A 13067-nucleotide genomic window follows, 5' to 3' on the forward strand; every position below is an offset into this window, starting at 1 on the left:
AAGGAAATTCGAAAGATTCCTATATTAATGACCTTAGACATCTTAAAGAAGAATTGGAGTTCAAATTAAAGGAAGGTAATTTAACTGAAAGTGAAAAAGAAAATATTAAATCTTCTTTAGAATTAGTTAATAAAGAATGGAATTAAATGTCAAGTTGTTGTCCATTATGGGAACCCTAAAAAAGGGGCTGTTTCAAAAGTATAATAATTTTGTTAAGTAATCTAGCGAAGGGGAGAGATATAAGTTCCACCGACATTTGCAGGAAAGATTTTTACCTGCATGGAGGAGAACTTATACTCACCCCAAGCGGTAGATTAACCACAAAATTCTATTTTGAGACAGCTCCTTTAACTATGCTCTAAAGTTGAATTTTAAGTATTGTTACACGCCTTTTCTTATGAATATTTAAAAGAGTATAAAATAATATAAAAACTATAAATTATATATCATAAGTATTTGAAAGAAGTTAATATTTTTTTAAATAAATGGTAAAATTAGTTTAGTTAGGTAATTTATCAAAAAGGGGTGTAGAAATGGAAAAATCAAAAGTATATTTTTGTGATTTATATTCAAACTCACAAAATAAAAATCTATTAAACAATGTAAGAAGATTATTCGATAAAGCTGGATTTAAAGATTTAATAAATGAAAATGATCAGGTAGCTATAAAGTTACACTTTGGGGAAAAGGGAAATACTACATACATGAATCCTGTTGCTGTAAGACAAGTAGTAGATAAAGTTAAAGAATGTTCAGGAAAGCCATTTTTAACAGATACAAATACACTATATAGTGGAAGTAGAACAAATTCAGTAGATCATTTAACTACTGCTATAGAAAATGGATTTGCTTATTCTGTTGTTAATGCACCAATAATAATAGCAGATGGATTATATAGTAGAAATTATGTAGACGTAGAAATAAATAAAAAACATTTTAATAAAGTTAAAATAGGTGGAGAAATATATAATTCGTCAGCTATGATAGTAATGAGTCATTTTAAAGGACATGAAATGGCTGGATTTGGAGGTGTATTAAAAAATCTAGCTATGGGATGTGCGAGCGCAGCAGGTAAGCAAATGCAACACTCTGATGTTAAACCGACTATAAATGAAGAAATTTGTATAGGATGTACTAAGTGTGCAAAATCTTGTCCTACAAAAGCAATATCAATGAAAAATAAAAAAGCACATATTGACCATGAAGTTTGTTATGGATGTGGAGAATGTCCAACAGTATGTCCAACTAGAGCGGTAACTGTTCAGTGGGAAAGTAATGAAGATATATTTATAGAGAAGATGGCAGAGTTTGCATATGGAGCAGTATCGAACAAAAAAGATAAGGTAGGATACATAACTTTTGTGATGAACGTTACTCCTCTTTGTGATTGTGTTCCTTGGTCAGGAAGACCAATTGCTCATGATATAGGGATATTGGCATCTAAAGATCCTATTGCATTAGAACAAGCTTGTTATGATTTAGTTTGTAAAGAAATGGGACATGATGTATTTAAACATGCTCATCCAAATGTTAATGCGACTAGAATTATAGATTATGCAAGTGAAATGGGTATGGGTAATAAAGAATATGAAATAATTAAACTATAGGAATAGATATTAATTAAATTATATATACTGTACTAAGATATCTAATGAGATTTATGGAGGGTATATATAATGAGGATGTATTCTAGAAGTAATAAACGAAAAAAAGGAACAGAAAGTAATATACCTAATATTCTAGCATTTACGCTTATAAGAAATTTTTTGATTGATAGAGATTATGAAGATATGAGAAGAGAATATTTTATTAAAAATTTAAGCACAAGTCAAGTAAATCAAGCAATGAAAGATTTAAAATGGTTATTTAAAACATATAAGGGTCTAGATGCAGTTACAATAGAAGACTCTAAAGGAAAATTGACGAAGTTTACATTATAAATATTATAAAAGAGAAGAATAAGCTACTTAAAAAATATTTTTAGGTAGCTTATTTTGTTTTTTCTAGACAATATACTAAAAAATATTAATCAAAGGGTTATTAGTGAATTTAATTAAATTTCTAATTAAATTATAAAGATTATACTGAATGAGACGGAAAATAATAGTAAGAAACAAAATTTTAATAGGAGGTATTTTATAGTGGACGTGATTTTCAAATATGAAGAGACTGAGCATCTACCTGTAAGCACTATATCTGTAATAGGAAAATTTAATGATTATGATCCTAGTAAGGGAAAGATGACTAAACAAAATAATGAATGGATATTTAAATGTGATTTACCATCTGGAGAACATCCATATAAGTTTTTAATCAATGGAGAATTAAAGCTTAATGATTCAACTGCGAATATATATTTACCAGATGATAAAGAAGAACTTTGGTCTATAGTTATGATTAATGAAGATAATCAAAGGCTATATAATAATACACAATACACAACACATATACAAAAATATAATATAGGTTGTGCAATAAGTGAAGAAGAGAATATAGCAAATAAGAAAAAATTTAATTTACCATTGGATAAAAAAGTAGTAACAAGATTACAATTCACAAATGTAACAGGATTACACACAGTAACAACAGCATGGTATAATCCTGTAGGTGAGTTATTCCAGATAACTGAAAATAACTTATTTACAACACAAAACAATAATGAAAAACCAATAATGCTATGGTTTTGGATGGATTTAACAGATAATACAAGAAGTTATCCTTTTGGAACTTGGACAATGAAACTTTTTATAGATGGAGAGTTCATATTGGAAGATCAATTTAATTTATTACAGCAAGCTACATATTCAGCACAAGGTAAATATGTTGGGAAAATCTAGATAAAAATAAAGGGGGATAAGGTTATGAAAATAACTAATAATGTTAACTTAAATACAAATACTATAAACAATCAAAAAGGTTGTAAATATAATAGTAAGATAGAAAATAATAATTGTAAAACAAGTATGCCAATTGAAAGTGTAGAAGCTATTAAAACTGAATACAGAGCTTCAATAAATGACAAAGTAGAACCTTCAGATAAGCAAAAAGATACAACAACAAGTTCTATAGAAGAATCTTTAAAATCAGTTTACGATAAATTTAATTTTATAACTAGTGGAGTTCAAAAATTTGTTAAAACAGCAGTTTCTATAGGTGAAAGTGTTGGCAAAACTGTAAGTACGATAGCAAATACAGTTAAAGACACAATAGATGTTGTAGGAAATACTATAAAAAATGTTTCTGAATTAGTAAGTAATAAAATAACAGATACAGCATCAAAAATAGAAAGTACAGTAAAGCAAGTAACAACTACTGCCGCCGATTTAAAAAAGGCAGCTAATGAAATTAAAGATTCAGTAACATCTTTAGTTAAAACGGCAGTAAAAACAGCTGTATCAGTTGAGAAAGATACTAGAGAATTGGTAGCAAAAGTAGGCAAATCAGTAACTTCTACTAAAGAAATATGGAATAATTCAAATAGTGGTATTATGGAAAAGGTAATTAAGACTTCAGATGTAATTAAAGATGGATTTGCATTTTCAAAAGAATTTATTCAAAAAGTTCCAAATACAATTTCAACAGGGTATAATGATATCAAAAAAGATTATAATGATATAAGAAATAATATTCAAAATTCAATGAGTAGTATACAGGAAGTTAAAAAATCAGTTGTATCAGTTAGTAAGGATGTGATTGATACCGTAAGAGTAGTTGTTAATGAAGTAAAAGATGCAGGCAAAACTATTGTTAACAAGATAAGTGACAGTTCAACTAATATAAAAAATGTAGCTTTAAATGGATATAATGAAATAAATAATATTATAGAAAATGAATATAAAAATGATAATAAAGAGAATATAAATAATTATCAAGGAGTAATACCAACATTAGCATAATGTTATAGTAAGAATACCCTATATACTAGACTGTATTTAGGGTATTCTTTATGTATAAAGTTAAAAAAATATAGAAGAAAAAAATGGTATAATATATATAAATCCAGGATCGGTTGGTCCAAAAAGATTTAAATTGCCAATAACTATGGCTAAATTATACATAAAAGATAATAATAAAGAATATACAAATTTAGAAATTAATAAATTAAAAGATTTTTCAGTAGACGAAGTATTGGAATTTGAAAATTATGTAGTAAGATTTATAAACATAGAAAATTAAATAAAATAAGAAAGGAACTAATATGTTTGGCTATGTTAAAGTGAATAAAATGGATTTAACATTTAGAGAATATGAACATTATAGAGGATATTATTGTGGGTTATGTAAATATCTAAAAGACAATCATGGAGAGATATCAAGATTATCTTTAAATTATGACATAACATTTTTGATTCTTATATTAACATCAGTATATAGACCAAAACACACAGTAATAGAAGAAGGATGTATAGTAAATCCATTTAAAAAGAAAAAGAAAATAATAAATGAAATAACTGAATATGCAGCGAGTATGAACGTGCTTTTAACATATTATAAATTAGAAGATAATTTAAATGATGATGGAGGCATAAAAGACATATTAGCGTATAATATATACAAAGGGAAATTAAAATTGGCATATGAAAAAAATCCTGATAAAGCTAATTTTATAAAGGAACAATTAGAAAATCTAAACAAATTAGAAAAAGATAAAGATACAAATATTGATAAGGTATCTAATACATTTGGAGAATTGATGGGAGAAATATTTGCTTATAAAAAAGATGAGTATGAGCAAAATCTAAGACAGATAGGTTTCAACGTTGGTAAATACATATATTTATTAGATGCATATGAAGATTTAGATAAGGATTATGAAAAAGGTAGATATAATCCTTTTATAGACTACATAAACAAAAAAGAAGACTTAAAGGAAAGAGTAGATAAATTAATAAGTATATCTTTAGGAATGTTAGCACAAGGAGTAGATGATTTAAATATAAAAGTTAATAGAGGTATTATCGAGAATATAGTTTATTCTGGAGTATATCTAAGATATAAGAATATATTAGAAAAGGGATGTGAAGCTAATGTATAGTAATGCATATGACAATGATAGTTTTGTAAAGGTAAGAAGATTAATAGAAAATAAAGAATTTAAAAAAGCATATGAGTTTTTACAAACGATAACTAATAAATGTAGCGAATGGTATTATTTAAATGGTATCTCAGCTATGAAGATAGGATATTATGAAGAAGGTGAAAACTGTATAAATCAAGCTAAAGCTATGAATCCTGAAAATAAAGAATATGATAACACCTTAACTAAATTTAGTAGATATAGAGATGATTATAACGATAGAGCTTATAATTATAATAGAAGACGTCGTAGTGATTTAGATGGATGTTGCTGTTGTTGCTGTGGTGATGACTGTTGTGAAAACTGTGTTAAATTATGGTGTTTAGATTCATGCTGTGAATGTTGTGGAGGCGATTTAGTAAGCTGTTTCTAGGGGGTTGATATGAGTAAGAAAGTAGCATATGGAGGCATTTTATTAGCATTAAATATAATATTATTAATGTTATTAAATATAATACCTATAAATACTTTGTTTTTATTAGGATTAGCTTCTTTACCCGTTTCGATAATAATAATGGAGTGGGGAATAGGAAGTGGTATTGCTTTTTATATAGGTTCGGTTATTTTAGGATTTATAGTTATGAGTAATAAATCCCAATGGATTATCTATATATTTACATTTGGTATATATGGGATTATTAAATATTTAATAGAAAAAGATAGACCGATATATATAGAGTATATTTTGAAATTTTTATTCGCTAATATAGTTCTTTTGATTATGTACTTTATTTTAAAGGAATTTATATATATACCTATAAATTTAATATCTGTTGTTTCCTTTGAAGTCGTTTTTTTAATTTATGATCATATGTATACTCTATTTATAGAGTATTATAATTATAAGATTAAAAATTTAATAAATAAGATATAAAAATTTATAAAAAAAGCTGTCTTGAAATTTAATTTAGAGACAGCTTTTTTAAATATATATTTTTGATTTAATATAAAGAACATTTAAATATCGAATATATTTACATTTGGTTCAAGAGAATATATAATATCTTTTCTTTCAACTATTATTTGTGCACATTCTGATATAGTATCATCATTGTAAATTTGACTTAAAAGTTCCTTTGTAGGATTTATAGCTATAGGGTTTCCTACTCTTTTAAGCATATTGATATCGCCATTTGTATCACCATATGCATAAGATTTAGATAAATCTATATCATATTTCTTTATAAAATTATCAATAGCAGTATTTTTACTAGATGAATCCCACATAGGTATTACTGTACCATTAAAAACTTCATTTTCAAAAACATAATTACTACCGATAAAATCAGTGACACTATATTTTTTTGCCATTTTTTCGACTAAGAAATTTGGACTACCAGATATAAATATAACTTTATGGCCTTGGTCTAAGTGCCACTTTATTCTTGAACGAGTATATTTATAAACTCTATCAGATTTTAGTTTAATTACTTGATCGCTAGTAAAATCGATACAAGTTTTATCTAGACCTATTAGAGACTCCACATATAAATCACAGACCTCTAATAAGTAATCATCATAGTTACCTTGTCTTTTATCCCAATCCATAAAAGTATCTCTTGCATGTTCAAACCACGCCTTTTGATCGATGATATCGTATTTTATTAATTTTTTAAAATGTTCAACCATAAGAGAGTCTCTGTAAAGAGTACCGTCTATATCAAAAAAAGCTGCTGTATTTCCCATAATCATCACCTCGATTAACCATTTACTCTATTATATTATAAATTTTAACTAAGTTGTAAAATTATAAAAAATAATTTAAAATTCTTTTAGTTACGTAAAATATAAGTAGGTAATAAAAAATTACTATGCAATAATTAGTTTATAGTCTATTTAGTAATATATACATTAAGGATGTGATTTTATGCAATTTAATTTTTCAAAGGTAACGAATTCGAGACTTATGGGAAGTATGGGACTTTTAATACATTGGAAAAATGAAGAAGAAGACTTTTATCAATATTTCTTATTAGACGCAGAAGGATTAGGTATAGCTGACTATGTTAGTCTTAAGAATCCAACAATAGAAGAAGCTTATAGAGAAGAAGAAAGGCTTATGGGAGGATTTGGAGCAGATAGATTAAAAATTTCAGAAGAACAAGCTTTATTTCTAGTTAATTATTTTGGAAACAAGAATTATTATTATGAAAAAGAACTACCTGGAGAAATTAGTGAATACATAGATGTTATAAAAAAATATAAAACTAATTTAACGATAGAGGACCTTTATCCTATAATTTGCAAAAAAGTAACTGAGGAAGTAGAGTTTATAAATTATATGACAATGAGATTTATAGCTTGGGATAAAGAAGGATTAAAATATTTTTCAAAAAGTAATGAAATATCAAGCATGCATATTACAAATATAAATGGAACTTTATTAAAAACAAATGTTATTAGTAAAGGCAAGGGGAAATATATTAGTGAAGTTTTATATGAGGATAATGATGGTTATTATACTTGTAAGCTAGCATTCAATATAGAAAAAAAAGAAGATGATTTTAGAATAAAGTCTATGCTAGTTTCAGAAAAAGAGCCTATATATGATTTTGAAGTTTTTGATGAAATTTCTAAACCAGAATTTGTGAGTATATATTCTTTAAATAAACAAGAAGAATTTATAGAAAAATTTTATCAAGAGAATCCGTTTATGTTAAGAAGTGATATGGAAGATGCTACATTTTTCACTAGGTTTAATTTTAATAATGATCATGTAAAAAAAGATATATATTTAATAAGCAATGATATAAAAGCAATATATTATCAAATAGAAAATAAATTTTTAGTAGGCACGTATAGCGAACAAGATAGAAAATTTATAAATAAAATATTAGATTGTAATTACAAAGAATATTTAAAGATAGATGAAGAAATATATTTTGAAGAAAATGTATTATATGATTTTGTTGAATCAGGTTCAAATGATTTTTATGATTTTTTAGATTAGTTTTTGTGTTACAAAAAAAAATAAAGCCACGATAATAAATATCGTGGCTTTATATTGTATTTATAATATTGGGGGAATATTATGAGGAATACATTAAGTATTGTAGACAGATATAAGAATTTTATAACACTTAATATAAAAAAATATAAAATAATTACATTTCTTCCTCATCAAATTCTTCCATATTAATTTGTGGCATGCCTGGCATCATCATATTAGGCATCATCATAGGCATACCCGGCATCATCATACCTGGCATCATCATAGGCATACCTGGCATCATCATGTTAGGCATCCAAGGATACATACCTTGCATCATAGGCATACCTTGCATACCCATTCCCATGTTCATATCCATTTCATTGAAATTATCTTGAGAACTAAAATAATCCTCATCAGAATCTTCTTGGAAAGGAATAGGGTTATTCATATAAGGATTCATATAAGTAACATATCCTCCTGTGTTCATATAAGGATTCATTTGATTGCTTTGGAATCCAACACCATTCATTGAGTAAGGATTTATATACATCATAGGATCAATATAAGGTCTAGGGTAGATGTAATTAGGATCCAACTCTTCATTTTGATTATTTGAAAACGTATTAAAGCTCATATTAAATTATCCCTCCTAAAAATACAATAAAGTTTGTTGTAAATGTCTCTACTAATATATATATTATAAAAAATATTAATATGTGCCTTTAATATTTTATTTTGGACGATTTGATGGTTGCAAAAAAAAGACAAGTAGCATACAATGTTATATATGAATAAATGTTCATATATAACATTGAAATGATGGAGGAATTAAAAATGACACAAGACTTGAATAAGTGTGATTGCATAGATGTACATGAAGAAATTGTAACAAAAACAAAAAATACTATGCCAGAAGAAGAAATGCTTTATGATTTAGCAGAATTATTTAAAGTATTTGGAGATACCACAAGAATAAAAATATTATATGCACTTTTTGCAAATGAAATGTGCGTTTGTGATATAGCTAGCCTTTTAAATATGACTCATTCAGCGATATCACATCAGCTTAGAGTTCTAAAACAAGCAAGGTTGGTAAAGTTTAGAAAAGAAGGAAAGACAGTATTTTACTCATTAGATGATAGTCATATAAGTCAAATATTTAATTGTGGATTAAGTCATATACAAGAAATATATAAACGATAGGAGGTGGCACTATGGGAGAATGTAGTTTAATAAAAAAAGAATTAATATTAGGGGGATTAAACTGTGCTCATTGTGCAGAAGTAATAAATGAAAAGGTATCCAAACTAGATGAAGTAGAATCTGCAAATTTGAATTTTATTAATAAAAAACTTACTTTAAATATAATTGATAGTTCAAATGAAGAACAAGTTATAAAAAAGGTACTAGATATAATAAATTCAACAGAACCTGGGTTAGATATAAAAGTAATTTGCAATTCATCAAAACCTAATAATATTAAAAAAGAAATAATATTAGGAGGATTAAATTGTGCACATTGTGCAGAAGTAATAAATGAAAAGGTATCTAAATTAAATGAAATAGAAAATTGTAATTTAAATTTTATAAATAAAAAATTGAATATAGAGATTAAAAATAATTGTAATGAAGAAAGTGTTATAAAAAATGTAATAGATATAGTAAACGCAACTGAGCCTGGTTTAGACATAAAGATTAATTCTAAATTGATAAAAGAAAAAGCGATTGAAGATGAGCATCTAGATAAAGATAATCGTAAGTCAGAAATGTATAAATTAATTATAGGAGGATCTTCATATATATTTGGTATTTATCAAATGTTTACAGGAATTGAAAGCAGATTATCAAATTTATTATTTATAGCTGCATATATAGTAGTAGGAGGATCTGTTGTTTTAAAAGCATTTAAGAACATGATAAAAGGAAGAGTATTTGATGAAAATTTCCTAATGTCAATTGCGACGATAGGTGCTTTAATAATAGGAGAGTTACCAGAAGCAGTTGGAGTGATGCTTTTTTATAAGATAGGGGAGTATTTACAAGGAATGGCAGTAGGTAAGTCTAGAAAATCAATTACTTCTCTTATGCAAATAAGACCAGATGTGGCTAATTTAAAAGTTGGGTCTAAAACAAAAGTAGTTTCACCGGAAGATGTAGAAGTAGGAGATATAATTATTATAAAACCAGGAGAAAAGGTACCTTTAGATGGTATTGTTATAGATGGAATGTCAATGGTAGATACATCAGCATTAACGGGAGAATCAGTGTTAAGAGAAATTTCAAATGGAGAAGAAATATTATCTGGATTTATAAACAAGAATGCGTTATTAACTGTTAAGGTAACTAAAGAATTTGGAGAATCGGCTGTTTCTAAGATATTAGATTTAGTTGAAAATGCAAGTAGTAAAAAATCAAAAACTGAAAATTTTATATCTAAATTCTGTAAGTATTACACACCAGTAGTAGTTATATTATCTTTGGTAATAGCTTTTATACCGCCTATAGTAATGAAAGATGCTACATTTAGTGATTGGATGTATAGAGGATTAGTATTTTTAGTTGTTTCTTGTCCTTGTGCATTAGTACTTTCTATACCTCTTACATTTTTCAGTGGAATTGGATTTGCATCTAAAAAAGGAATTTTGGTAAAAGGAAGTAATTATATAGAAGCTCTAAGATATGTAGATACAGTAGTTTTTGATAAAACAGGAACGCTTACTAAAGGTGTATTCAATGTAACTAAGGTTAAGCCAGTAGGAATATCAGAAGAAAAATTATTAGAATATGCTGCTTTTGCAGAAGCAAATTCAAATCATCCTATTGCAAAATCTATATTAAGTTACTATAAGAAAGATATTGATTTAAATAAAATAGAAAATTATGAAGAAATAGCAGCTCATGGGATTAGGATAAAATATAATGATGAACTTATATTAGCTGGAAATGAAAAACTTATGAAAAAGGAAAATATATTTTATTCTCAAGCAAAAGAAGTAGGAACGGTAGTTTATATATCGGTTAATAAAATTTACAGAGGATATGTAGTAATTTCAGATGAAATAAAGGAAGACAGTAAGGATGCAATAAAAAAATTAAAATTAGCTGGAATAAAACAAGTAGTAATGTTAACTGGAGATAACGATAAAGTTGCTCAAAATGTTGCTAATGAACTAGGGATAGATAAAGTATATGCTAACTTACTTCCTAATGAAAAAGTTAATAAGCTAGAAGAATTATATGAGGGAAGAACAGAAAAAGAAAAAGTTATTTTTGTAGGAGATGGTATAAATGATGCTCCAGTTTTAGCTAGAGCAGATGTAGGAATAGCTATGGGAGGATTGGGTTCAGATGCTGCGATAGAGGCTGCAGATGTAGTTTTAATGACAGATGAACCAAGTAAAATAGCAAAATCAATAGAGATAGCAACTAAAACAAATAAAATAGTAATGCAAAATATAATACTTGCACTAGGTGTTAAGATAATAGTTCTAATATTAGGAGCAGGTGGAGTTGCAAATATGTGGGAAGCTATATTTGCAGATGTAGGAGTATCACTTATAGCAGTTTTAAATGCTATGAGAGCTATGAAATAGTAAAAAATAAGCTGTGTTAGATTTAATTCTGATACAGCTTATTTTAATTAATTAGAAATAATTTGAAATATTTATATTATTTTCTATATTACGTACTTAAAAATACATATATAGTGAGTTAAGCTTCCTAGCATTATAAATATATGGAATATTTCATGATGTTCAAAGCTTTTAAATTTTAAAAATTTAGGTTTAGCACCATAGATTAAAGCACCGATAGTATAAAAAACGCCTCCACCAACTAAAAGAATAATTCCATTAAAAGACAAGGCTTTATACAAAGGTCCTATTAAAAACATTGCCATCCAACCCATAGCTACATAGATTAATGTAGATATCCATCTAGGACAATTAAACCAAATTAGTTTAAAAGATACTCCTAGAATTGCAACAGCCATTATAACTGAAAATAATACCCAACCCTTAGGTCCATTTAAAGATATAAGACAAAAAGGAGCATATGATCCAGCTATTAATATAAAAATCATAGCATGATCAATTCTTCTTAAGAACTTAATAGTATCTTCTTTAGCAACAGCTAAATGATAAGTTGCTGAAGCTGAATATAATAACATTAAACTAATTCCAAAGATTATCACAGAAGCTAGATTTAATGGTGAAGGATTAGTTAGTGTCGTTCTTACAACTAATGCAAGTAAGGCAGCTAAAGATAATATAGCACCTAATAAGTGAGTAAATCCGTTTATAGGTTCTCTAAAATACCTATTCATAAATGTAACCTCCTAATTAAAACATATAAAATATAAACGTAAAAACTATAATAGTACTAAATTTTAAAATATAGTTTTATATTTAGTACTATTATACTCTATATATTAAAAATATTTAGAGATTTTATATTATTATTTATTCAATGTATAAATTTAAAAATGAATAATATTATTAAAATAATATATTAAAATCTATAATCTAAAATATTGTATATTAAGAACTATAAAAATAACTATTAAAAAGTTAAAAAAAAAAATTAAAAAACTATTGACCAAATTAGTTTAAGGTGGTAAAGTATTACTTGTCCTTAAGAAAAGGGCAAACAAGAAAAAATGAACTTTGAAAATTAAACAGTAGGTTAATTTATAGAATTTGAAACAACCAAACAAAGCCAGATATATAACAGTATCTGAGCCCATCAAAACTTTTATTTGAGAGTTTGATCCTGGCTCAGGATGAACGCTGGCGGCGTGCCTAACACATGCAAGTCGAGCGATTCTCTTCGGAGAAGAGCGGCGGACGGGTGAGTAACGCGTGGGTAACCTGCCCTGTACACACGGATAACATACCGAAAGGTATGCTAATACGAGATAAAGTGCTATGAAGACATCTTCGAAGCACCAAAGCTTTAGCGGTACAGGATGGACCCGCGTCTGATTAGCTAGTTGGTAAGGTAACGGCTTACCAAGGCGACGATCAGTAGCCGACCTGAGAGGGTGATCGGCCACATTGG

Annotated in this window: 14 protein-coding genes and 1 rRNA gene; 12 read left to right on the forward strand and 3 right to left on the reverse strand. The window is 27.1% G+C overall.

Features of this window, described 5'->3' with window-relative positions:
- Positions 1 to 533: 533 nt before the first annotated feature.
- The 8 genes from CHF27_RS12655 to CHF27_RS12685 all read left to right on the forward strand — a co-directional run bounded on the left by CHF27_RS12655 (position 534) and on the right by CHF27_RS12685 (position 5951).
- Entirely contained in the window at positions 534 to 1607 is a 1074-nt protein-coding gene (locus tag CHF27_RS12655; protein WP_095406689.1) for a DUF362 domain-containing protein, read from the forward strand.
- 69 nt (positions 1608 to 1676) lie between these two features.
- Positions 1677 to 1940 carry a hypothetical protein gene (locus CHF27_RS12660; RefSeq protein WP_095406690.1) on the forward strand — a complete coding sequence of 88 codons (264 nt, stop codon included), beginning with the start codon at positions 1677 to 1679 and terminating at the stop codon, positions 1938 to 1940.
- Positions 1941 to 2141: 201 nt separating this feature from the next.
- Positions 2142 to 2837, forward strand: coding sequence for a hypothetical protein (locus tag CHF27_RS12665; protein WP_095406691.1), 696 nt, complete (start codon positions 2142 to 2144; stop codon positions 2835 to 2837).
- A 24-nt stretch (positions 2838 to 2861) separates the two neighbouring features.
- Positions 2862 to 3896 (forward strand): hypothetical protein, encoded by a 1035-nt coding sequence (locus CHF27_RS12670; RefSeq protein ID WP_095406692.1) that lies wholly within the window; start codon positions 2862 to 2864, stop codon positions 3894 to 3896.
- 133 nt (positions 3897 to 4029) lie between these two features.
- Positions 4030 to 4176, forward strand: a complete 147-nt coding sequence (locus tag CHF27_RS14290; protein WP_158534771.1) for a hypothetical protein — start codon at positions 4030 to 4032, stop codon at positions 4174 to 4176.
- 22 nt (positions 4177 to 4198) lie between these two features.
- Entirely contained in the window at positions 4199 to 5035 is an 837-nt protein-coding gene (locus CHF27_RS12675; protein ID WP_095406693.1) for a DUF5685 family protein, read from the forward strand.
- Positions 5028 to 5450, forward strand: coding sequence for a hypothetical protein (locus CHF27_RS12680; protein ID WP_095406694.1), 423 nt, complete (start codon positions 5028 to 5030; stop codon positions 5448 to 5450). The genes CHF27_RS12675 and CHF27_RS12680 overlap by 8 nt, the downstream gene beginning before the upstream one ends.
- A gap of 9 nt (positions 5451 to 5459) precedes the next feature.
- Positions 5460 to 5951: a hypothetical protein gene (locus CHF27_RS12685; RefSeq protein WP_095406695.1), complete on the forward strand. Its 492-nt coding sequence runs from the start codon at positions 5460 to 5462 to the stop codon at positions 5949 to 5951.
- 83 nt (positions 5952 to 6034) lie between these two features.
- On the opposite strand, the gene CHF27_RS12690 is transcribed toward CHF27_RS12685, so the two are convergent.
- Positions 6035 to 6763, reverse strand: a complete 729-nt coding sequence (locus CHF27_RS12690; RefSeq protein ID WP_095406696.1) for an HAD family hydrolase — start codon at positions 6761 to 6763, stop codon at positions 6035 to 6037.
- 181 nt (positions 6764 to 6944) lie between these two features.
- On the opposite strand from CHF27_RS12690, the gene CHF27_RS12695 reads away from it, so the two are divergent.
- Positions 6945 to 8027: a hypothetical protein gene (locus CHF27_RS12695; RefSeq protein ID WP_095406697.1), complete on the forward strand. Its 1083-nt coding sequence runs from the start codon at positions 6945 to 6947 to the stop codon at positions 8025 to 8027.
- Between the two features lie 154 nt (positions 8028 to 8181).
- Here CHF27_RS12695 and CHF27_RS14395 read toward each other — a convergent pair whose 3' ends face one another.
- A complete protein-coding gene (locus tag CHF27_RS14395) occupies positions 8182 to 8643 on the reverse strand; it encodes a hypothetical protein (protein WP_199533673.1) in 462 nt (153 codons plus the stop codon).
- A gap of 200 nt (positions 8644 to 8843) precedes the next feature.
- Between CHF27_RS14395 and CHF27_RS12705 the strand changes: the two genes are divergently transcribed.
- Positions 8844 to 9212, forward strand: a complete 369-nt coding sequence (locus tag CHF27_RS12705) for an ArsR/SmtB family transcription factor (protein ID WP_095405135.1) — start codon at positions 8844 to 8846, stop codon at positions 9210 to 9212.
- 11 nt (positions 9213 to 9223) lie between these two features.
- The gene (locus CHF27_RS12710) at positions 9224 to 11602 is read left to right on the forward strand and encodes a heavy metal translocating P-type ATPase (RefSeq protein ID WP_095405134.1); all 2379 of its coding nucleotides are present in this window, start codon (positions 9224 to 9226) and stop codon (positions 11600 to 11602) included.
- An 83-nt stretch (positions 11603 to 11685) separates the two neighbouring features.
- Here CHF27_RS12710 and trhA read toward each other — a convergent pair whose 3' ends face one another.
- Complete coding sequence (trhA, locus tag CHF27_RS12715; protein WP_095405133.1) at positions 11686 to 12333, reverse strand: PAQR family membrane homeostasis protein TrhA; 648 nt, start codon at positions 12331 to 12333, stop codon at positions 11686 to 11688.
- 428 nt (positions 12334 to 12761) lie between these two features.
- Here trhA and CHF27_RS12720 point away from each other — a divergent pair.
- Positions 12762 to 13067: ribosomal RNA gene (locus CHF27_RS12720) — 16S ribosomal RNA — on the forward strand; the annotation flags it as partial.

The organism is Romboutsia maritimum, assembly GCF_002251085.2.
Taxonomy (GTDB): Bacteria; Bacillota; Clostridia; order Peptostreptococcales; family Peptostreptococcaceae; genus Romboutsia_B; species Romboutsia_B maritimum.